The organism is Flavicella sp. IMCC45537, from assembly GCF_057197705.1.
Window position 1 is genome coordinate 1,226,560 of record NZ_CM170067.1, and the last position, 23,770, is coordinate 1,250,329.

General features: G+C 32.9%; 16 protein-coding genes. 4 read left to right on the forward strand and 12 right to left on the reverse strand.

Annotated elements, in window-relative coordinates; all coding sequences use genetic code 11:
• The first annotated feature begins 616 nt into the window (after positions 1-616).
• Positions 617-1,249: a BamA/TamA family outer membrane protein gene (locus AC2DGP_RS05555; protein WP_484492025.1), complete on the forward strand. Its 633-nt coding sequence runs from the start codon at positions 617-619 to the stop codon at positions 1,247-1,249.
• 215 nt (positions 1,250-1,464) lie between these two features.
• On the opposite strand, the gene AC2DGP_RS05560 is transcribed toward AC2DGP_RS05555, so the two are convergent.
• The 11 genes from AC2DGP_RS05560 to AC2DGP_RS05610 form a co-directional block, all read right to left on the reverse strand.
• Entirely contained in the window at positions 1,465-3,474 is a 2,010-nt protein-coding gene (locus AC2DGP_RS05560; protein WP_484492026.1) for a golvesin C-terminal-like domain-containing protein, read from the reverse strand.
• A 64-nt stretch (positions 3,475-3,538) separates the two neighbouring features.
• Positions 3,539-4,612, reverse strand: a complete 1,074-nt coding sequence (locus AC2DGP_RS05565) for a glycoside hydrolase family protein (RefSeq protein ID WP_484492027.1) — start codon at positions 4,610-4,612, stop codon at positions 3,539-3,541.
• A gap of 98 nt (positions 4,613-4,710) precedes the next feature.
• Entirely contained in the window at positions 4,711-5,973 is a 1,263-nt protein-coding gene (locus AC2DGP_RS05570; protein WP_484492028.1) for a family 16 glycosylhydrolase, read from the reverse strand.
• Between the two features lie 132 nt (positions 5,974-6,105).
• The gene (locus AC2DGP_RS05575) at positions 6,106-7,605 is read right to left on the reverse strand and encodes a RagB/SusD family nutrient uptake outer membrane protein (RefSeq protein WP_484492029.1); all 1,500 of its coding nucleotides are present in this window, start codon (positions 7,603-7,605) and stop codon (positions 6,106-6,108) included.
• Positions 7,606-7,626: 21 nt separating this feature from the next.
• Positions 7,627-10,794: a SusC/RagA family TonB-linked outer membrane protein gene (locus AC2DGP_RS05580; protein ID WP_484492030.1), complete on the reverse strand. Its 3,168-nt coding sequence runs from the start codon at positions 10,792-10,794 to the stop codon at positions 7,627-7,629.
• Positions 10,795-10,856: 62 nt separating this feature from the next.
• Positions 10,857-11,165: a hypothetical protein gene (locus tag AC2DGP_RS05585; RefSeq protein WP_484492031.1), complete on the reverse strand. Its 309-nt coding sequence runs from the start codon at positions 11,163-11,165 to the stop codon at positions 10,857-10,859.
• A 308-nt stretch (positions 11,166-11,473) separates the two neighbouring features.
• Positions 11,474-12,220 carry a hypothetical protein gene (locus tag AC2DGP_RS05590; RefSeq protein WP_484492032.1) on the reverse strand — a complete coding sequence of 249 codons (747 nt, stop codon included), beginning with the start codon at positions 12,218-12,220 and terminating at the stop codon, positions 11,474-11,476.
• 653 nt (positions 12,221-12,873) lie between these two features.
• On the reverse strand, positions 12,874-14,802 hold the full coding sequence (gene nagB / locus AC2DGP_RS05595; protein ID WP_484492033.1) for a glucosamine-6-phosphate deaminase: 1,929 nt from the start codon (positions 14,800-14,802) through the stop codon (positions 12,874-12,876).
• Between the two features lie 35 nt (positions 14,803-14,837).
• Positions 14,838-16,160, reverse strand: a complete 1,323-nt coding sequence (locus tag AC2DGP_RS05600; protein WP_484492034.1) for a sugar MFS transporter — start codon at positions 16,158-16,160, stop codon at positions 14,838-14,840.
• Positions 16,161-16,268: 108 nt separating this feature from the next.
• Entirely contained in the window at positions 16,269-17,351 is a 1,083-nt protein-coding gene (locus AC2DGP_RS05605; protein ID WP_484492035.1) for a phosphotransferase enzyme family protein, read from the reverse strand.
• A 1-nt stretch (position 17,352) separates the two neighbouring features.
• The gene (locus tag AC2DGP_RS05610; RefSeq protein WP_484492036.1) at positions 17,353-18,261 is read right to left on the reverse strand and encodes a nucleotidyltransferase family protein; all 909 of its coding nucleotides are present in this window, start codon (positions 18,259-18,261) and stop codon (positions 17,353-17,355) included.
• A gap of 220 nt (positions 18,262-18,481) precedes the next feature.
• Here AC2DGP_RS05610 and AC2DGP_RS05615 point away from each other — a divergent pair, with 220 nt between their 5' ends.
• The gene (locus tag AC2DGP_RS05615; protein WP_484492037.1) at positions 18,482-19,525 is read left to right on the forward strand and encodes a substrate-binding domain-containing protein; all 1,044 of its coding nucleotides are present in this window, start codon (positions 18,482-18,484) and stop codon (positions 19,523-19,525) included.
• Here the strand turns inward: AC2DGP_RS05615 and AC2DGP_RS05620 are convergent.
• Positions 19,517-20,161, reverse strand: a complete 645-nt coding sequence (locus AC2DGP_RS05620; RefSeq protein ID WP_484492038.1) for a sugar-binding protein — start codon at positions 20,159-20,161, stop codon at positions 19,517-19,519. The two genes, AC2DGP_RS05615 and AC2DGP_RS05620, sit on opposite strands and share 9 nt — an antisense overlap.
• 275 nt (positions 20,162-20,436) lie before the next feature.
• On the opposite strand from AC2DGP_RS05620, the gene AC2DGP_RS05625 reads away from it, so the two are divergent.
• The gene (locus tag AC2DGP_RS05625; protein WP_484492039.1) at positions 20,437-22,842 is read left to right on the forward strand and encodes a TonB-dependent receptor; all 2,406 of its coding nucleotides are present in this window, start codon (positions 20,437-20,439) and stop codon (positions 22,840-22,842) included.
• 5 nt (positions 22,843-22,847) lie between these two features.
• Entirely contained in the window at positions 22,848-23,696 is an 849-nt protein-coding gene (locus AC2DGP_RS05630; protein ID WP_484492040.1) for a DUF4249 family protein, read from the forward strand.
• The last annotated feature ends 74 nt before the right edge of the window (positions 23,697-23,770 follow it).

A 23,770-nucleotide genomic window follows, 5' to 3' on the forward strand; every position in this document is an offset into this window, starting at 1 on the left:
TTATCTTTTTTCAGCTTCCAAACTATCTTGTAAAGTATATCACCGTATAACCTTCATGTATCAAGATAATTCTTTTCATTGCTCGCGTATCCCTAATTTTATCCATTTTCTTTGAATGTACCGTTTCCAATTCTTCACATCTCTATTAAATTCTTCAATATCCTATCCAACTGCATCTAACATTATATAATCCTAATCTACATCCAATCCGTCAGATACTATCATGGGCATTGATATTCTAAAATTCTGCATTGTTTATGGGGTTTGTAATAAACAACTACGGTATGATCCGCTTTTTTAATTATATTCCCTCTACAGTTTTTTTCTTTTCTAAATTAGGAACGCCCTATTGTTAGATTCCATAACAAAGTTTTATCCAAACCTGTTTTAAATCGTTTATTACCCACATAAAACAAATGTCTCGGAGTCAATACAGAATATTCCTTTTGTTTATTTTTAATATCATAGTCTTCTATTCGCTAAAAATTACTTTTCAAAACTAACCTCCATCGTTAATAAAGACTTAATAATGCATTAAAATCAACTTTAATGTTTATCTAAACTCTCTAGCTAAATGACATAAGTCAATTTATAACCTGAAAATGAAAAACCTTTCATGATACCATTATTACTTACACCGGTAACAATTTTTTCCATTTTCAAAACCTTTGATACCACAAGCCAACCAGAAAACACACAAGATTTATTCGGTTTTGGTATTTCTTCTGAATTTGACAAAAGAGACAACCAAATGCAACCTTTGGATGGATTTAACGGTAAATTCAATACCAAAAGTTTTCTAAAGAGGTTAGGTAGTACTTCTAACTACACAAATCTCACTATTGAATACAATAAATATTTCAAACAAGGAAAACGAAATACCTTATTAGCAAGAGCCAATGGACAAGCTGCAATTGGTGATGTTCCTTTTGCGGGTCAAAATGTAGTAGGAAGAGGTGATTTAAGAGGATATTCTAACGGAAAATATAGAGCCAACCAAGTGTATGATGTTCAAACAGAATATAGACATTGGTTCACAGAAAAGTGGGGTTACGTTGCTTTTGGTGGTGTTGCTACTGCCATTAACAACCCGAATGAGATTAGCCTAAACAATACCCTTCCTGCAATCGGTGCCGGTGTTCGTTTTATGGCCATTCCAAAATCAAGAATTACCGTTGGGATGGATGTTGCTGCAGGTAAAGATGACTGGGGAATATATTTTAGAATAGGTGAAGCATTTACACGATAAATTAAAAAGCCATTACATAAATTTGTAATGGCTTTCCAATTTAAAACACTAAACTACTTAATAGTGCCATCGAACAAAAGCTTCCATGGCAGCATATCTTGCTAGACCTAATAAACTATATAAGTCTACTGTTTCTTTATTTCTCTTTTATGAGATGTCATTTTATGGCCAATATTCAGCCATAAAAACGACATTTCATTATTTTTATTCATCAATTATAACTTCAGTATTTTAGACGTAAATACATCCTCTCCATTCCTAACAACTAGCATATAAACCCCTTTAGGAAAATCGCTTATATTTTTTTTGATAATATTGTTTCCAGCTTTCACATTTATGGTATCGGTCATTATTAATGATCCGTTGGTACTCAAAATATACAGATTACACATCATTGTCGCTTTTGCCTTAAACCTTAGCTCAAAAATATCCTTTACAGGATTTGGAACAATATTAATCTCATTATTTTCTTTCACGAAATACTCTTCATTTTTTAGTGTGAAATTAGATCTAAATTTTACGGCATTAGATCGAATTATACCTTCGCCCCCATTATCAATTTGAACATAACCTTCTTCACCTATTGCAAAATTATAATCTCCCAAATCATACCAACCAGAAGCACCCGAAGAATAATCAACAGTTAAGTCATCGACACCATCCATATGATTTATAGTCAATTTAGTTTCCGAATCTGTATTTTCATGAAAAACCTTATAAACAAAAACACTATAACTACCTGACTCAGATATACTTGGACGCCATTCCGCTTGACTAAACTCTGTTTTACTAGAATATCTAGTAATTGAATCATTATACCCTAACAGAGAACTTTTAGACCAAGTATTCGATGACTCCGAATAACCATTACCGAAAACATCTATAATAATCTCTGTAGTATCTTTATTATTCCACGTATCAACAAAAGATACAGAATCAATTTTAACCCATTGTCCATTAACTCCAGTAATATCAAAACTTATTTCTGCATTATTGTTAGTTACAAAAACATCATCTATTACAATTTCCTTCCATGTATTCGAAAATGGTATTGAAATACTCTTTTCAACACCTCCAATCTCACTAATTTTCATCTCTGCTTTTTCTAAATCACCTGAGCTTTGAACCCATGCACTTAATCGATAGGTTCCATTAGGGATATGTTTCAATTCTTGTTTATTTGAAATTTCTTTTTGCGAACTCCCTTGAAAATCAACTAGAAGATGTGCAGATCCAGCATGCGACTCTCCATTCACCGAATCATACACTACTTTAATTTGATCAGAATACAAATTATCCATAATATCATCCTTCTGAATCCAATTATATGGAACTTCACTACTTTGGCCATTTAATTCAAAACTTGAATTACCTATTAAATTTATATCTTCTGGCTTCGAATAATATCTAAAGTAATCCACTTTCATACAAGCTCCGGGATTTGGTACCCCACCTCCACCAAAAAAACTCTGATTATTAGCTAGTCCAGTGAGCCAAACTTGTTGTGGAGCATATCTATCGTCTTCATAAACAACATCATGAACTTGAACCCCATCAATGTAATATTTAATTAAACCCGGCTCCCATGAAAAGCCAATGACAATCCATTTCGTTTTATCAATATAACTCGCATTAAAATGATGCCCTACTCCTGGAGTTTCAAAAGTAGGTGCATGCCAATGAAAATTTGCACCACCATGGTTATAGTCAGAATCTAATTCTATAGCATCAATTTCTAGAGTTGAATTCACCCATGGCACAAGATCATTCTTAGCATCTTGAATATACTTAAACTCCTCAGAATAAGAGTCCCAAGCGCGCAATCCCAAAGTCCAAAAAGACTGATGAAAACCTTTAGTTTCATCATAAAATTTAATTTTAGCCTCATAATAACCATATCCTAAAGCCTCCTTTGTCATAATTCCTCCTCCTACTACATCATCTTGTGAGTCATTATTTACGTCCCATTGGTTATAATCAATTCTTAGATAACCGATTCCATCAACTGTTTCTACCGAAACATTTTCTTTTTGACTATACCCTCCTCTAATTAGAGAATCTGAATCTCGATAATACCATTCTTTTTCATTTAATATATTATCATTAAACTCCTCTTCATACATTAGTTTATAATCACTATTCGGTACTTGAGAATTCATTCTAGTACCATGTAACCAAAATAAAAAACTCACTACTATATAAAAACATATATTCTTTTTATCCATTTTTTTTAAAATTAAATTATTAATTGTAAATACTGATTGCTAACCTTTTAATTTATTCTTTTTTTTAGTTAAACGAAACTGGTATTTGTAAATTAAAAGATTGTAGTATACCATCTATATTTAGTGAATCTGCGGCACACATTAGTGCTTTAGGAATTCCATTTTCAATAAACAATTGTGGTCTTTCCAAATGCTCTAAACTTTGGACCCTACCATCCTCCCACTGAATCGTTCTTGTTGCCACAAGTTTATTTTTACTTAAGTTCCAATCAATACCATCTGTAGACTCAAACAGAGCCAAAGACCTTCCGTGATCGGTGAAAACACCATTAAAATCTTTTACAATTGCAAATAATTTATCTCCCTGAGACCATATAAATGGATCTTCAGCTGGAAAATCATCCCCTTCCATAGTAAAAATTGGCACTGGATGTCTTACAAAAGGCCCTGTAGGAGAATCAGCAAAAGCAACCATGTGCACCACCGGTCCACCCGAAGGTAACTTGCCTTTCCTTCCTACACACTTATAAACTAACACATACTTTCCTTCTGAATTCCTAGCAACAGATGGATTTGCCATCATCAATGCATCTGGTGCATCAATCTCTTTAGGTAACTCTAACAAAGGCCGATTAAACCTTTTCCAAGGTCCATCTGGGTGCTCAGCAACTGCAACACCAATTCTCTGATTATTTCTATGTAGCCAATTATAATTTCCCTCATGGGACACAACCCTATCACCTTTATTACCAGTATAATAAAGATAATACTTACCATCAAACTCTTTAACGGTAGGATTATGAATATTATCAGCATCCCAAAAACTAGAATCTCGAGTAGACAAAGCCACATTTTTGTGTTTAAAAGGTCCAAATGGTGAATTGGATACAGCATGAGCTACTTCAGAATGAGTCAACCAGGCACTAAAATGAAACTTTTTAGGCCAACGGCTATAAAACATATGATACACCCCATCTCTTTCCACAACACTTCCACCCCATATATACCAAGAACTATCTTCAAATTTGGCAGAAAGTGGAATTTTGTGTAGTTCCATCTTATAATGTTTTTCGTTTTTTTCCGAGATACATGAGACTCCTAATAATGCAAGTCCTAATAAAAATAATGCTTTTCTCATTTCTTTTAATTTAATTTTTGTCTTAAAATACAGCCCCATAAACTATTAATTCTTGTCAATTTATATTTTGCCATGAAGTTTAATTCATGTTCTATGTTTTAATCTTTATCCAAAGCTTCTTTAGGGGAATAATGCCTGACATAGTCGACTTTCATACTTGTGCCATCTAAGTTTTCATTTATTTTTCCTGACCAAGAAATAATCGCCAAGCTCAACCAAATTGGGCTCTCACTATAACAAAATTTGTTTGGAGTTTTTCTAATTACTCTCCCATCAAAATAAAAAATAATTTCTTTTTCATTCCATTCTAAACCATAAGTATGATAATCTTCAGAAAAATTAATATCTTTCTCTACATCTAGTGAAGAAATATCCTTCCAATGCTTTCCATCAAAATATTGTACTTTAAAATCAGTCAATAACCCATTCCAATTGCCTTGAGACTGCCATCCATTCACAAATTGTATACACCCTATTGTTATATCCTTTTTCCATTCAAACTCTAACCATTTCTCGTTTTCCTTCTGTGAAATCCAACTTGATTTTAAAGAACCATCAGCAACATATTCATTATTTGTTTTGTCATTATAATTTCCACTGCTACTAATTTTCACATCTTTAGTCCTTACAAAATTTTCTAATCCAGTTATGTCTTGATCAGCTGTTTCCGAAAAAGCATTTGGGTATTTCCCTTTATTATAATTAAAAACTCTAAATTCTCTAATATGAAAATGATTTTTGTTGTTTGATGTTAACCTCAACTTTCTTGTCGTAATCGGTATTTCTAACGGAAAAGAATAATTTGGGCTTATTCCATAAGAGAAACCTTGATGAGAAGAGGGATGTTTTTTAACTCCATTAGATATTGTCTTTACATCTCCCCAATTATGTATATTAGTATTGACTTCGTTCGGGAAATGGCCTTCATTAATATCAATCTCAAACCGTTTTCCTTCTTTGGGATCTGCTCCCTGAGTCATCAACCAAAAAGAATTATTAGTCGCAGAAGCTGCAGCATATTTGTACTTACATTCGAAATACCCGTATTTAAATTTCTTTTTCGTCCAAATATTACCTGAAGTCCAAGATTGACCTCCTCTTTCTTCTTTCTTATTAACTAACTCTAATACACCATTTTTAACGACTGCATTTTCTCTCCATCTACTACAAGCAATATGTCCACTAGGAGAGTTCTGTGACCCCCAATTAACATCTAATCCAGCATTTTCATAATCAAATTCATCACTCCAATCTAATTTCCAATTAGACAAATCTATTGAATCTCCAACCTGTTGCCCAAAAACAAAAGACAATGGACAAACGAATATTATTATAAAATTATACAAATAGTTACTTTTCATTTTTTAGTTTTTAGTTTTTAGTTTTTAGTTATTGATCATAAAAGAATGTAATCTCATATTTACATGTTTAAACAAGACAACGCTTTCGTTTAATATAATATATTCCCAAATTACTGAAGAAAATACTCTCCTTTAATAATCATAATTTTGGGGTCTTAAATTTTTATTAGCAATAAACTCTTTCAACGGCAAAGGAAATAATGTGTTTCTTTCAGCAGTATGTGACAACTTATTCAAATCACCAGCCCCAAATTGTTTTTCCCCATGTGAGATCATTGTATCTACATACTCACCCCAACGAATTAAATCAAATCTTCTTTTTCCTTCGAAAAGAAATTCTTTTCTTTTTTCATCATGAATAATTTTTCTCATTTCTACAATGTTTTCTGTATTTGGGAGATTAGCAATACCAGCTCTTGTTCTGAACATATTAATTATTTCCATCGCTTTATGCAAATCCCCACCTGTTTCAACAATGGCTTCTGCAAGAAAATAATAAATCTCAGAAAATCTTATATAGGGATAATCATTTCTTGCATATGCATCTTGTTCTGAATCCCAATATTTAGAACAAACTTTAAATCCAGAATTATCAACATCCGTAATACCAGTTCCCGCTTTAGAGCCCAAAGCGACTTTTCTTCTTTTATCATTTACATCATCCCAAATAGATATATCTTGATAGGCCCCAGTTCCCAAAACCTCATTAGTTGGAACAATGGAAGACCAAGTAATAAAATACCTTTTCATCCTTGTGTAATACCACCCATTTACTGATAAACCAGTTGAACCCGGGAGGCTCCAAATCTGCTCAGTGTTCAAATGTTCAGTATTTACATCAAAAATATCAGAAATATTTTCAACCAGTTCATAACCATAAGTCATTTTATTATCAATAATTTCTTCCGCTTTCTCCTTGGCCAATTCCCATTTAGAGATGTCATACAATGGGAATCCAGCCATCGTTGCATAAACTTTTAATAACAGTGACTTTGCGGCTCCTTTGGTAGCTCTATAATAATTTACATCATCATATTCATAATTATCCTCCAAATTAGATTCCGAGAACTTTAAATCTTCAATTATCTGGGCATAAACTTCATTTATTGAATTTCTAATTGGAAAAATCACATTTTCATCGTTAGACTTTGATGCCTTAATTACAATTGGAACTTCACCAAACCAACGTACTAGTCTGAAATAATAAAAAGCACGCAAAAACTTTGCTTCAGCATGAAGCCTTCTTGCAATAGATGGGGTAATATTCTCAACAGAAACTTCCGAAAGAACAACGTTCGCTCGGTTAATTCCCTCATATTGATTTTTCCATATCGTATATAAATACTCATGTTCAGCAGTATAAACTTGTAAATCCATTGCAACTCTATCACTTGATTGACCTAACTTAGGTATCAAATCATCAGCTGCCACGTCGTCCATATAAACAAACTCTAAACTAACACCTTCTTTTCTAAGACTTCCGTAAGCTGCATTTACCCCTGAAATTGCCTGTTCATCCGTATCATAGTAATTCGAAGATGACACAAAACTCCTAGCGTCTTCTTCTAACCAGTCCTCACAAGAGACAATAAATGATCCTAACACAAACAATAGATATTTTAACTTTCTCATTTTTACTTGATTCTTTTATTATTATAAATTTGCCAATATGGAGAACTTAAACGTTTGCTGAGTAGGATATAAGCCTGCATCTACACCTCTTATTAACCCTCCTCTACTATTCCCGACAGGGCTATATCCTGAATACTTAGAAATAGTAAACAGATTTTCTACACTCATAGAAACCCTAATATTATCAATTAACAAATTGTCGGTAACATCTTTTGGTAAGTTATAAGAAACTGATAAATTATTACACCTTAAAAAAGAAGCATCCTCTATATAGGCATCTGACACTTCCTGTGTTTGACTATAATTTCCTGCCCTTGGGATATTTGTAGTTGCATTTAATGCTAATTGATCTTCTCTTTCTTTAGGAGTCATTTCATCTGTTATAGGCCTCCATCTATTAAGAGCGTCGGTTAAAACATTCGTCCCTCCATGTAATGATAAAGTATATCTTTTTAATTCATTAAACATTTGGTTACCATAAGAAAATGTAAAGCTTGAATAAAATTGCCAGTTTCTATATCTAGCCGTAAACGTAGCACCACCAAAATATTTTGGAGCAGAAGATCCAATAACCACTCTGTCCTCAGAATTCAAAACACCATCATTATTTACATCTAAAAATCTTCTATCACCCGGGTTAGCATCAGGCATAAAGGTTAATGGCTTATTTAAAATATCCTCTTCACTCCAAATACCATCCATTTTATAACCATAAAATTCACCTACCGGACTTCCCTCTTTTAATATAGAGATTGGTTTTCCAAATACACTGCCCGCAACAAACTGTTCATCAATTTTTCCTGATAATTTCTTTACAGTATTTTCATTCATTGATATATTTCCTGAAAGACTTAATTCAAAATCTTTTCTCTTAAAAATATGAGTAGTTAATGCAAGCTCTAAGCCTCGATTTTGCATTTCTCCAATATTTGCAAGCATGCTTGAAAACCCAGTAGTTGATGGCACATCAATATTATATAATAAATTCATTGTATTTTTTTGATATGCATCAGCTACAAGAAACAGACGATTATTAAATAACCCTAAATCCAAACCAAAATTTGTTTGCAACGTTTCTTCCCAAGTCAGATCTTCATTTTGAATACGAACAGGTGCATATCCAATATTTACATTGTTATTGAAATTAAAATTTGTTTTTCCAGGATGCTCCTGACTAAAATACTGACCCAAAGTTTGATATGAAGCAATGGACTGATTTCCTGTAAGACCAGTACTCCCTCTAAGTTTCATTTCGGAAACGACCCCAATATTACCCATAAAATCTTCTTTATGGACTCTCCATGACAAACCTATAGAAGGAAAGAACCCCCATTTCCTGCCTTTAGCAAACTTTGAAGAACCATCATACCTAGCAGATACTGTAGCATAATATTTATATTTAAAACTATAGTTTACGCGTGCCAACAAAGAAGCAAGTGAATTATCATAATAACCTGATACTGTTGGCTGTGGTGCTGTTGCTGCACCTATATCATTATAGCCAGTAATATCCTGTAAAAACCCCCATGCACTTGCTTTGGACATTTCTTTAACTCCCTTTTCTCCTGATAAGCCTAATACACCATTAACGGTATGTTTCCCATAACTTTGTTTGAAACGGAACGTTGTTTCGTACAGAGACCTAATACTTCTTGAATGGCCTATATTCGCATAACCTTGTTCATTACTTCCGACTAACAACACATTAGTCGCCCTATAAGATTGCAAAAAGGTTTTGTAATTTGAATAACCATACTTGAAATTCATTTTAAGATTATCATTTATTTTAAAAGTAAAACCCGTGTTAAATAAAATTTGATCCGTTGTATTTTTAGATTCATAATCATATAATATGGATAGTGGATTAGTCAAATATTGATCATCACTTTCCCCACTCTCTTTATATCTCTCTTTTACATTACCATTATTATCTAAAAAGTATCCATTCTGATAAACATAAGTTCCATCATCCCTCACCATAGGTGCTGTTGGAACCCAACTCAAAGTATTTCTAATTAGACCACCGGAAAATCCTCCTATCAAACTACCATTCGCTATTGAATTAAAAATTTTTGCATTTGAATTAAAAGTTATTTTTTTAGAAATTTCTTGTTCTATATTAATGTTAACATTTGCTTTCTTAAAACCAGTTCCAGGAAAAACACCGACCTGATCATAATATTGTCCCGAGACGTAGTATTTATTTTTTAATGATCCACCAGAAATACTTAAATTGATGTCTCGTGTACTTCCTAGTTGATATACTTCATTTTGATGATCAATATTTATTAAATTTTCTAGCTCTTCTGAAGTAAAAGGAATTTTATCTACACCATATCTATATTCAGAGGCCTCATTTGCCAACTCAGCATATTGGACTCCATTCAATAATTCGATTCTCTTAGCAACCCTAGCGACACTTTGAGCATAGGAAACATTTACTTTAACTTTGCCTGTCTTTCCACTTTTAGTAGTAATTAGTACGACCCCATTCGCCCCTCTTGCCCCGTAAATAGCAGTTGCAGAAGCATCTTTCAAAATTTCTATACTTTCAATATCATTTGGATTAATATTAGCCATAGGGCTTGAAACAAAACCACCTGCATAGGTATCGTTGAGATCAGAAACACCATCAGGTTGGAAAGGCATTCCATCAATCACATACAAAGGCTTTGAGGATGCATTTATAGAGTTGGCACCACGAATCTGAACATCCACACCAGCACCAGGAGCACCTGAATTTTCAACCACCTGAACTCCTGTAACTTTTCCTTGTAAATACATCGAAACATTTGGGTTTGTTTGCTTATCAATTTCAGATGTTTCTATCGATGATATAGATCCTGTAATATCAGACTTCTTTGAACTTCCGTAGCCTACGACAATTACCTCATCTAAACTCAAAAGATCCTCCTTTAACACAATGTTAAGATCGGACACTTTTGATATATCAATTTCTTTAGTTTTGTAACCTACCAAAGAAATGATAATTGTACTACTAGAATCTGATGTATACAGGGAAAAAGAACCATCAAAACTTGAAACTGTTCCAATTGTTGTATTCTTTATATATATACTCGCACCTGGTAAAACATCATAAGCATCCCTTACAACACCCTCAATAGTTCTTTCTTGAGCATAAATCGATACTGTTAATAAAAAGAATATGTTTACAAATAATTTCTTCATGAATGTTTAAGTTAATTGGTTAAAAAAAGGGTAGGACTATTTGATATTGGTAACAAAGTTGCTTATGGTAGCCTATGCCATTTTACAATAATATTGGTTATATCCCAATCGTCTCTTTCTATATAAAATCTTCCGTCTCTATCAAACAAGGCTACAGCTTTTCTGCCGTCTTTATACATAACGATAACTTCCGTGCATTTTTCGGGTTGTTCCTTGCTTTCAACCGCAACCCAGTAACCAAGACTCTTTAAAGTTAATTGCTTAGTTAGTTTTTTATTTAGATCCGTTAACATTTTGTTTCTGTCTTGTTCAAATTTTAACACAGCTTCAGCCAGCACTAGTCCTTCTTTTAATCTTTCTATTTCTTCCATGATTTATTCTCTTATATATTTTGGCTAGTACATTAAACTACAACTAACCTTAGCTGCGGAATGTTAGAGACACTTTGATAATACAACACTTAGGTAAATGATTAAAATTTAAAATCTTGAATTTATAGATGAAATTTCCATTTTTTTTAATTGCTTATTGTTAAGTCTTTGACAAGCAGATTTTATGGAATCCGTTCCAGAATACTAACTGAAACATATGCTGTATCTGAGTTGGATAACTCTAATTATATAATTGTTAATTTTTAAAAGAAACAATGCTTTTTAAAAAGTTTTGAATTAGCAAATCATTACTCTAGAACATCAAGCAAAGATACCCCAAGCTTAAATTCGTCAATTTCTACTCTACCTGAAATACTTTTAAACACATAAGTATCTAACTTCGCAGATGACACTCCATCTGTTCGACTAGACTGAACAATTTTCCAACCTTTTTTAGGCAACTTATCGTTTCCTTGGTAAACCCCAACAATTGTCGCCGCTCCCACTTTTCTTATTATTACTAAATATGTTATATTATCTTTTATCAAACCATCCTCAGAGCTAAAGTTATATTTCTGAGATTCACCGGTCTCAGGTGCCCACACCTCTCCTGATTTAGCAGTCAAGCTACCTGTATTCGAAACCTTTATCCCAATCCTTGAATTCCCAATGTCAGAAATTTTATTATAATTTCCGTGAAATTCAAAAGCTGAGTTAGCGTCTTTTCTAAATAAAAATGAAATAAAAAACTCCGTTTCAAACAACGGTTGCTTTATAGCAGCAAATCTATAAACAACATTCTCACCCGACAGAATCATTGACCCACCAAACGACAACTCTTTATCCTCAATTCCATAAATTAAATTTTCCGAGCTATACAATAATCCACTGCCAGAAGCTTGATTCCAAACACTTCCAATCTCCCAATTATCACCTTGTAAATTTTCAGATGCAGATACGTCAAAATTGTCGTATAATTTAAGTTGAGCATTCAAAGTTATAACCATTGTAAAATTTAAAACCCAAAACCACATACGATATATTTTTTTTTTCATTTTAATTAAAATTTTAAAATATTATTACTTGAAATTATACTAATTAATAAACTGCAGAGAAATTTCCTAGGATAGCTAATCAAAATTATTTAGGCAACCTAAAGGACTCTTAATTTTAAAAATCAAAATAAAATTGATTATCATAAAAAATGAATCAGTTTATCATATAAAAAGCGTCTCTAGTTCAAATTTAAAGCTATTCATAATATTTCAAAAAAGGAACAAGCAAACTAATCACCGGAAACGATTTCGGAAACGTTATTTTTTTACGGAAACGTTTTAAAAAAATAAAACATTTCTAAAACAAACTTAATATTCTCATTTAGAATAAAGATTCACTCACGTCAAAAAACAACTAAAACATTGAATTTTAATTGTTTTAAAAAAAGTAAACCTAGATTTGAAAGAATATCACCACTGATAATACAATACATTTAAAATTATTAAAAAATAAAACACTTGATAAAATTAACTAGCTATTTCAGGAATTCCAGTCTAATCTTTTTTAAAAAACATAACAGTAAAAAAATTCTTAATAGTATTTTTGAAATATTCTTATGAATAATTAGGCTACACTGTTTGTTTGAATGAATTCATGAAAAAAGCCATTACATAAATTTGTAATGGCTTTCCAATTTAAAACACTAAACTACTTAATAGTGCCATCGAACAAAAGCTTCCATGGCAGCATATCTTGCCAGACCTAATAAACTATATAAGTCTGCTGTTTCTTTATTTCTATCTTCAGCACGCTGCCAAAACTCTCTACTATCACTTCCTTGAAAAACAACACCATCTTTTTGAGATTGATGCTTAAATATTCCATATCGTTTCTCCAATACTTGATCTGGTCCCATTGGAACAGCCATTTCTATCTCGTCAATTCCCCATTCTTGCCAGGCTCCTCTATACAACCAAACCCAGCAATCTTTCATAAATTCTTTTGCTTTCAAATTTTTAACAGCTTCAAAAATTGCATCCAAACAAACCTTATGTGTTCCATGTGGATCTGCTAAATCTCCCGCTGCATAAATTTGGTGTGGTTTTATTTCTTCAATCAAATCCATTGTCAATTGAATATCTTTTGGCCCCACTGGATTCTTTTCTATGGTACCTGTTTCATAAAACGGTAAATTCATAAAATGAATATGTTCATCTTGCAATCCTACAAAATAGCTTGTTGCTCTTGCCTCTCCTTTTCGAATCAATCCTTTGATATGACGAACTGCTGAACTATCAATATCACTCGATTTTTTATGTTCCAAAAAGCTTTTTGCTTCCTCAAAAATATCAGTTGCTTTTGGACTATTAATTTCAAAATGTGAATTATAGTCTGTGACAAAATTTGCAAATCGAAGAGCTTCATCATCCGCCACTGCAATATTTCCCGAGGTTTGGTAAGCCACATGAACTTCATGACCTTGCTCTTGTAACCTTTTAAAAGTTCCTCCCATACTTATAATATCATCATCAGGGTGTGGACTAAAAATTAAAACTCTTTTCTTTTCTGGCTGTGCTCTTTCCGGTCTATGAGAGTCATCAGCATTCGCTTTTCCTCCTGGCCAACCCGTTATGGTGTTTTGTAATTTATTAAAAACCTTAATATTAATATCATAAGCCTCGCCTTCTGATGCTAACAAGTCGCTCATACCATTTTCTATATAGTCATCATCCGTAAGCATGAGAATAGGCTTTTTTAAATCCATAGCAAGACCAATCACAGCCTTGCGTATCATAGTCTCACTCCAATCCACTTGTTCTACCAACCATGGTTTTCTGATTCTAATCAGTTTTGATGACGCCTCTTTATCCAAAACAAAAGTGGCATTGTTATGTTCTTGCAAATAAGAGGCTGGAATTTTACTGGTAACCTCTCCCTCAACTGCAGCCTTAATCACATTGGATTTTAACTCACCCCATGCTAAAAGTATCACTCTTTTAGCCTCCATAATTTTTTTAACGCCTAATGTGATTGCTGTTCTTGGAGTATTAGAAAGCCCAAGAAACTCAGCACTTGCAGCTACTCTTGTCATATGATCTAGAGCGACCAACCTGGTTTTAGAATTTTGCAAGGCACCAGACTCATTAAAGCCCACATGCCCGTTACCTCCAATACCTAATATTTGAAGATCTATTCCTCCTAAAGCATCAATTTTCTCTTCATATTCTTTACAATAGATAGAGATTTCTTGTTTGCTTAAAGTTCCATCAGGAACAAAACAATTTTCTGGTTTTATATCAATATGATCAAAAAGAAGTTCTTTCATGAAACGAACATAACTATGAACCGAATCTGGTTCCATTGGATAATATTCATCTAAATTAAAACTAACCACATTTTCAAAACTCAAACCTTCCTCTTTATGTAAACGCACCAATTCTGCGTACAAACCTTTTGGACTAGAACCTGTTGCCAATCCCAGAATACATTGTTTGTTTTCTTGTTGTTTTTCCAAAATCAAATTAGAAATCTCCCTAGCAACAGCCTTTGAAGCACTGTTGGAATCCTCAAAAACTACAGTTCCTATATTTTCGAATCTTTTTTCGAAACCCGTCGCATTGTCTGTGATACTTTTCATCATATTCTAATCATTTTAATAATTTATTTTTTTTCTTTTTAGAGATTCGGTCTCCATGATTTTAACTTGTGGCCAAATGTTGCAAAACACAAAATAAGGCAATAGCAAGGAATTAAAATCCAATAACTTTCAGTGGATGCTTGTGCCGTTGCTAATTCTTCTGCTATCCCATTTACAATCAATTCTTGTTTACCAGCATCAACCAATCTTCCGTATAAAGGTGGTATCACCGCTCCTCCCGCAATAGCCATAATCAACAAGGCAGATGCTGTTTTCGTATATTTCCCTAATCCTTTTAATGTCAAAGGCCAAATAGCAGGCCAAACTAAAGCATTTGCTACCCCCAAAGCAGCTACGAATAAAACGGATGTAAACCCTTTGGTTGTTACTATTCCAATACTAAAAAGAATACCTAAAATTGCACTTATTTTTAAAGCTGTCTCTTGTTTTAAATATTTCGGGATCAACACGATTCCCAATCCATACATAGAAATCATTGCTAATAAGGTAAACGGTGTAAAATATTTAGCGTATTCTGCCGGAAAACCAAGAGATAATCCATAGGCAATAATAGAATCACCGGCCATAACTTCAGCACCAACATACACAAAAAGTGACAATACCCCCAACCACATATGTGGAAACTGAAAAATACTTGTTTTATCAGAAGCAACATCTTCATTTTTATTATCCCCACTCACTTCTACATTCGGCAAGGGAGCTTTACGAATTAAAATTCCACAACAAAACAACACAATCGCCATGATTATATAGGGCACAACCACAGCTCCAGACATAGAGTCTAATAAAATATTTTTTTCTGAATTGGAAACTGTGAGTAACTTTTCTTGAACCTCATCAATTCCGGATAATAACAAAGAACCAAACACAATATTAGCAATTACTCCAGCTGCTTTGTTAGAAATCCCCATCATTGCAATCCTCTTCGCTCCACTCTCTAAGGGGCCTAAAATAGTGATATAAGGATTCGCTGCTGTTTGTAAAATAGTCATTCCTGCTCCTTGTATAAATATTGCCAACAAGAACAACCAATAGGTCCGGGAGCCCGCTGCAGGGATAAAAATCAAAGCTCCTAAGGCCATAATAATCAAACCAACTGACATCCCTTTTTTATAGCCTATTTTATTTAGAAGATAAGATGCTGGTAATGCCATCACTACAAAAGATATGTATGATGCGGAAACCACTAAATATGACTGAGCCTCAGTTAACTCATTTATAGTTTTCATAAATGGAATTAAAGTTCCATTAATCCATGTTACAAAACCAAATATGGCAAATAGTCCCGCTATTATACATATTGGTATGAATGTACTTTTATTATCGTTTGATTCCTTCATCTTATGTTTATCCTTTATTTTTTCTATTTTAAAGACCAGAGCCTACTTATATTTGGTTACCGCTTCTTGCTCTACAAAAACCAATTACCTTTCCTAATTTTATTAGTACTAATTAGAAAAATCCCCAGATCTATCCAATTGTGCATTCAAACTTTCTAATAACTTAAACTGATTTTTAGCTCTAACTAAATTATGCTCATCATAAGAAGTTTTATAATAAACATCTCCATTTAAAAAATCCGTTAAAAATCGGAGTGCCATAATAAAAATCATTGATTTAGCACCTTGCGTTAAATATTTTAGTTCCGTTTCTGAAATAGCATTTCCTATTTTCTCCAGAAATCCTTTTTTATAAGCTTTATAATAATCAACATTGAAATGAACCAACTCCAAATTCTTTTCATCTTCTGCTGCTGTATTACAAATGGTTCTAATAGCATCTCCAAAATCATAATGAATAATTCCCGGCATCACGGTATCTGTATCAATCACACACAATCCTTTATTATTTTGATCAAAAAGAGCATTTGAAATTTTCGTGTCATTATGAGTTACTCTCATCTTTACAGCGCCAGATTCTTTCAGGTTTTGAAGGATGTGCATCTCTTCTTTCATCTCATTCGCTAAATCAATGTATTCAGTTGCCTGAATCAACCTAGTTTCAGATGCTTTTTTTAAAGCATCGTAAAACTGAGAATACCGAAAAGACATGTCATGAAATTTTGGGATTACTTCACACAAACTAGCAATATCAAAGTCATTTGTCAGCTCTAAAAACTCACCAAACAACCTTCCTCCTTCATAAGCAATCTCCCCATCTTTTACTACTTCATGCGTAACACTATCCTCAATAAAAATCATCAAATTCCAATAATCACCTTCATCTCCTCGATAGTAAGATGCTCCAGATTTTGTCTTAATAAAACTTAAAGCATGTCTTGTATTCGCTTGCTCTAAATCAATATCAAGTTTTTTTCTTATGTGCTCACTTACTGCTACTTTATTGTTAATTAATCCTGGCACATCATTAAAAACACCATGATTTATTCTTTGCATTACATAAAAAGGCCTTTGGTCAGTTTCAATAAAATAAGTATCGTTAATATGACCTGAAGCCAATTCTTTATAAGACACAAATTTTGAAGACTGATCAAATTGTTCAAAAACTTTATTGAGTTTGTCATTTATCATTTTACCATAGATTTACAGGGTACTCATTCGCTTCCTTTAATTTCAATACTGCCTCTTGGACAATTTCTTTATCTTCTTTATAAGTTACTCCAAACCATTGAGCGTCTGATTTTAATACTTCGACTTTTGCTTTGCCAGATTTTAAAATTTCATTGACAACAGAGGGTAGGAAAAATTCTGCTTTTAGATTTTCTATATTGTCTTCCAAAAACTCTTCAAACAACTGACTTCCAAAGTCGAAGCATTTAGGTGTGAAGCCCCAAAAATTCATTGAAACAGTAACATTTTCATCTATATCAATAAATTCCCCTTGAGCATTCTTTCTCTTGAGGCTTCCATTTATCTTTTCTATATGTGTGCGCTCTGTAACATCTAATAAAAATCCGTTTTCATCTACTTGACACTCTCCACGAGAAACAAAACCGTATTCTGACACAGTATTTTTTAAAGAATAGGCAATCATATTAAAATCGTAAGATTCCTCATCAATTTCTTGCAACGCATCTGCCATTATCTTAAAAGCTTGCTTTCCATAAAAATCATCCGCGTTAATAATGGCAAAATTTGAATCTATTACCTCTTTGGTCATTAGTAAAGCATGTCCTGTTCCCCATGGTTTAGTTCGCTTTGGGTTGATAAATTTTTCAGGCACACTGTCTAATTCTTGATATACATATGCTACCTCTGCCTTTCCCTTTAACTTTGGGTTGAAAATTTCTTTAAATTCCTTTTCAAAACTTTTTCTAATGATAAAGACAAACTTCCCGAAGCCAGCTTCCAAAGCATCAAAAATTGAAAAATCAATTATCGTATCACCTTCAGGTGTAAAAGAATCTATTTGCTTCAGCCCTCCGTACCTACTTCCCATTCCTGCTGCTAGTACTACTAATGTCGGTTTATTTTTACTCATGTTTTATTTTTTTTATTATCTATATTTCAACAACTTAACAAGTAATATTCTGTTTTTACTTCTACAAAACTATACAATATCAATTGATAAAAAAAGAAAAAACACAAAAAATGTGCTCGAACACACTTAAACATGTGTTCGAAAACACATCAAAATTGTGCTCGAGCACAAGAAAACAGTGTGCTCGAGAACAATATTAAAAAAATGTTATATTTGCTATATGATAAAAAAATACACTATAAAGGACATTGCTGAATTAGCAGGTGTTTCAAAAGGAACGGTAGACAGAGTTTTACACAAACGCGGACGTGTCTCTGAAGATGCTCTTAAAAAAGTAAATGCCATACTAGACCAAATAGAATACAAACCAAACCCAATCGCTAAAACTTTAAAAAGCAATAAAATATATAGATTATCACTTATCATTCCTGATGTTAAGGAAGATTCTTTCTGGTCCCCTTGTTTGATAGCAGTTACACAAGTATTAGAAAAGTTTCAAAATTTTGGCATAGCAATAGACACAGTAACCTACGCCTCTAAATCAACCAAAGATTTTGTAGAGGTCTCTAAAAATGTTATCGAAAGTAAACCAGATGCTATCCTTATGGTTCCTCTCTTTTATAAAGAAGCATTGCATGTGGCTGAACTATGTACAGAAAATGAAATTTTACTTTCCACATTTAACAACACGATTAAATCATCGGAAAACATAAGTTTTATCGGACAAGATTTGCATAAAAGTGGAAGAATTGGTGCCAAGCTATTTGACACTCTTTTAAAAGATGGAACCATCGTAATTGCACATATCGATCAAGATTTTGATAATGCAACTCATATGCAAGCCAAAGAGCAAGGGTTTCGTGAATTCTTTGAGAATCAAAATTTAAAGGCATTTAAAATACTAACTTATCAAAGCAATCACAACGACACTTCTGTTTCTGCTGAAAAACTTGAAAATTTTGTAAATGAACACTCAGCAGATGGGATTTTTGTTACCACCTCAAAAACCTATATAGCAGGAAAACTGAATTCCAAAGTATCTAATAAATTAAAAATTGTTGGGTATGATTTAATTCACGAAAATATCAATTTATTAAAATCAAATGCAATCGATTTTTTGATACATCAAAACCCACAGCAACAAACCTTTCTTGGATTGAGTCAATTGGCGGAATTCTTATTATTTGGCACCAAGTTACCAGAACAAACTTTACTTCCCATAGACATCATCAATTCTGAAAATTACGAGCAATACCTACAATAAATCAACCAATTCAAAAACACCAAATGAACTTTCAATATGAAAATTCGGTTCCTCGGTATCAGGGTCAACCCAACTAATCCATGTAGGTTCATAAGATCCCTTCTCATTCAAATTATATTTCGCACGAAAGACACCTGTTTCAATTTTATGATTATCAATCAAACCAAACTCTTCCAAACTTTTTAATGAAATAGCCCCTTCTACAATAAAAAGATTATTTTGAATATCCGACTTTACAAAGATGTCATTCTTTGGCCAGTTCCAATTAAAATCAAAATTTTTGTTTGGCTTAGCTTTGAAGTCCATAATTCTGACCGAAGGATCAATCTCTAAACAATAATAAGGATCTAAGTCCTTGTTCTTTCTAAAAAATAATTCTACTCTATCCGAATTCCCAATATTTTCAACACTATCCCCAGATCGGTCAATATATATATCTGAATCTTCAACCAAAAATGAAAAATAGAAATTTTCATCATCATAAAGAGCTTTGAAATTAATTTTTGCAATTGCATCAGTACTCCAGGGTGAGACAAATTCAGAAATAGTTTCAGCTCTATCCCAGAGATCAGATTTAGATTTCCCAGTTATCTCAATTAAATTATTTGGCACTTTTTGTACTCGATAGGTTTTCATATTTTTTTCAATTGAAATTCGAAGATACATGTTTAATTATTTTTTTTAGGTAAAATTTAATATTACGCTAATGTTAAAAATCAGCAACCAATCTGTTATGACATGAAAACCTACTATATTTGCTCGAAAAATTGCACATTTAAAAATTTACTATTTTTTTCATCGTTATAAGTTAAATTAATACTTGTATAGACAAATAACATCTTATAAAAGATAGTAAAATCAACAGAAAAGTGTATTTTTGTTTAACATTTTTAGAATTACACTAAACAATTATGAATAAAAAAATCCTAGTCCTGCTACTATTATTAGTATCGAGCTTTAGTTATGCCCAGGACAATTACACCTTGAGTGGTATTGTATCGGAAGAAAGCAGTGGAGAAACGCTTATTGGAGTAAATGTAATATTTCCTGATCAGCAGAGAGGAACCGTAACAAATGGTTATGGTTTTTATTCTATAACCTTACCAAAAGGGGAATACAACCTAGAAATAAGCTACTTGGGATACCAAACAATTGTCAAAAAAATTATGCTTGATGGCAACCTCAAGGAAAATTTCAGTTTGAAACTAGCAAGCGAAGAAATTGACGAAGTTATTGTTAAGAGTAACAACAGGGTAATGAATCTAAAAAAACCAGAAATGAGTGTTCATAAAATTTCTGTGAACACAATTAAAGAAATGCCTGTGGTATTAGGAGAGGTAGATATCATTAAATCTATTCAATTGCTTCCTGGTGTTACAAGTGCTGGTGAAGGTGCCTCTGGTTTTAACGTTCGAGGAGGAGCTGAAGATCAAAACTTGATTTTGTTAGATGAAGCAACACTCTATAGTTCTTCTCACTTTTTTGGATTTTTCTCTATTTTTAATGCAGATGCCATCAAGGATGTAAAACTTTATAAAGGTGGTATTCCTGCCAAATATGGTGGTCGTGTATCTTCTGTTTTAGATGTGCATCAAAAAAATGGTAATAAAAAAGAACATCATTTTACCGGTGGAATCGGATTAATTTCTAGTAGATTAATGGCGGAAGGACCTATTCAAAATAATAAAAGTTCTTACTTGATTGCAGGACGTGGTTCCTATGCCCATTTATTTTTAAAATTAAACCCAGAAACAAAAGACAATACCATTTATTTCTATGATTTAAATGCCAAGTTAAATTTTGACTTAGATCAAAAAAATAAATTATACTTCTCTGGTTATTTTGGTAGAGACAAATTTAATATCGCTAACCTATTCGTAAATTCCTACGGAAACCAAACTTTTAACACAAGGTGGAACCATTTATTTAGTGATAAATTATTCTCTAACCTTACCGTTATTTTTAGTGAATATCAATATTTTTTAAACCTTGACTTTGTTGGGTTTGATTGGGATTCTGGAATACAAAATATCAATATCAAATACGACTTTAAGCATTATTTATCTGATGATTTTTCTCTATCCTATGGATTAAGCGGTATTCACTATCATTTTCATCCTGGAGAAATCACTCCAAGTTCTAGTGAATCCTCTATTGTTGCAAGTAAATTAGATCAAAAATACGCTATTGAACCAGCAGTGTACGCCATGGCAGAACACTCTTTTTCTGATACATTTTCTATGAATTACGGACTTAGAGTTAGTTCATTCTACAGAATGGGGGGACAACCTATTTACAGCTATGAAAATAATGAACCAATAACTTTTAATACCACAACGGGTGTATATGAAGAAGGTGTAATTGATGGTCAAACTGATTATGACAGAGGAGAAGTTATCAAAACTTTTTATGGGCTTGAACCAAGACTTTCTATGTCTTACACACCTAATGAAACTCATGCATTTAAAGCCAGCTACAATAGAATGTTTCAATACATTCACTTAATATCGAATACTGTTTCTGCAGCTCCATTAGATGTATGGACTCCGAGTGGGCCATATATTGAGCCACAAATTTTGGATCAATATGCCGTAGGATATTTTAGAAACCTTAAGGATGGAGATTACTCTATTGAAACAGAAGTATATTATAAGGACGTTCAGAATAGACTAGATTACAGAGATGGTGCCAACTTAATTGCTCAAAACCAAATTGAAACAATAGTTCTGAGCGGTAAATCTAGATCTTATGGTTTAGAACTATCTTTAAAGAAAAACACGGGTAACTTTAAAGGTTGGATCAGCTACACGCTTTCTAATACAGAACAACAAGTTGTTGGAACAACTCCTGGAGCTACTGGAATAAACAATGGGGAATGGTACCAATCTCCTTATCATAAATTACATGATCTTTCAGTTACCACAAGTTACTTTTTGAATAAAAAATGGAGATTCGGTGCAAATTTTGTTTACCAATCAGGAAAACCGGTTACATATCCTAATGGGCAATATGAAACCAACATCAATGCCGATTTTAGTAATTCAACAAGTACATTAAAGGTGCCTGTTTATAGTCAAAGAAATGAATTTAACATGCCTAGCTATCACCACTTAGATATCTCAGCTACCTATACTCCCCAACCTAAAAAACCAAGAAAATGGCAAGGCGAATGGGTGTTTAGTATCTATAACCTATACGGAAGAAGAAATGCGGCTTCTATCAATTTTAGACAAAATGATATGACGGGTAAAAATGAAGCGGTAAAAACTTCAATATTTGGATTTACACCTTCATTTACTTACAACTTTAAATTTTAATTGTTATGAAATATTTATACTTAGCAATCACCATACTTTTATTTACTTCTTGCGAAGACGTTATTGACTTACCTTTAGAAGAAGGGCCAAAGCGTTTGGTAATTGATGCCAATATTAACTGGGAGAAAGGAACCGCAGGTAACGAACAAGCGATACGTTTGACAGAAACAGCAGGATTCTATGACTTAACGGTCCCTGTTGCCACCGGAGCCACCGTCAAAATAACAAACACTACAAGTCTTGCAGAATTTGATTTTATTGAGGATGGAAGTACAGGAATCTATACAACTTCCTCATTTGTCCCAGTGATAGGAAATTCATATATTCTAAATGTAAGTTATAAAGGAGAATCTTATACCGCAGAAGAAACACTCCTTGCTGCTCCGGCTATTACCAGAATTGAACAGTCTACGGATAATTTCTTTGGAACAGAAGTTATAAAAGTTGAATTTTTCTACGATGATCCTGCGGATGAAGAAAACTATTATTTAAGTCAATTTAGCTACCCGGCTGATTATGCTGTAGACGTTTATAGAACAAGAAGTGATGAGTTTTCTGATGGACAAGAAAATAGTGTTTTTGAACAAGACGATAGTTTAAAACCAGGAGAGGATTTAACTCTATACTTCTATGCCTCCTCTAAAACACATTTTAATTATATGGACTTATTACTTGAGCAAATATCGAGTGGAAACCCATTTGGAACTCCTCCTGCTCAGGTTATTGGGAACTGTATTAATACCTCTAGTTCAGATACAAACAAAAAACCTCTAGGGTATTTTAGATTATCTGAAATGGATGTTGTAAAATATACTATAAACGATGATGATGCAATCATCTTACCTCCATTTTAATTTAATTATGAAATAAAAATTAGAGAGTCTTCGTTTTTAGTTTATAATTATTTATTCATATTTCTGAGAATAGA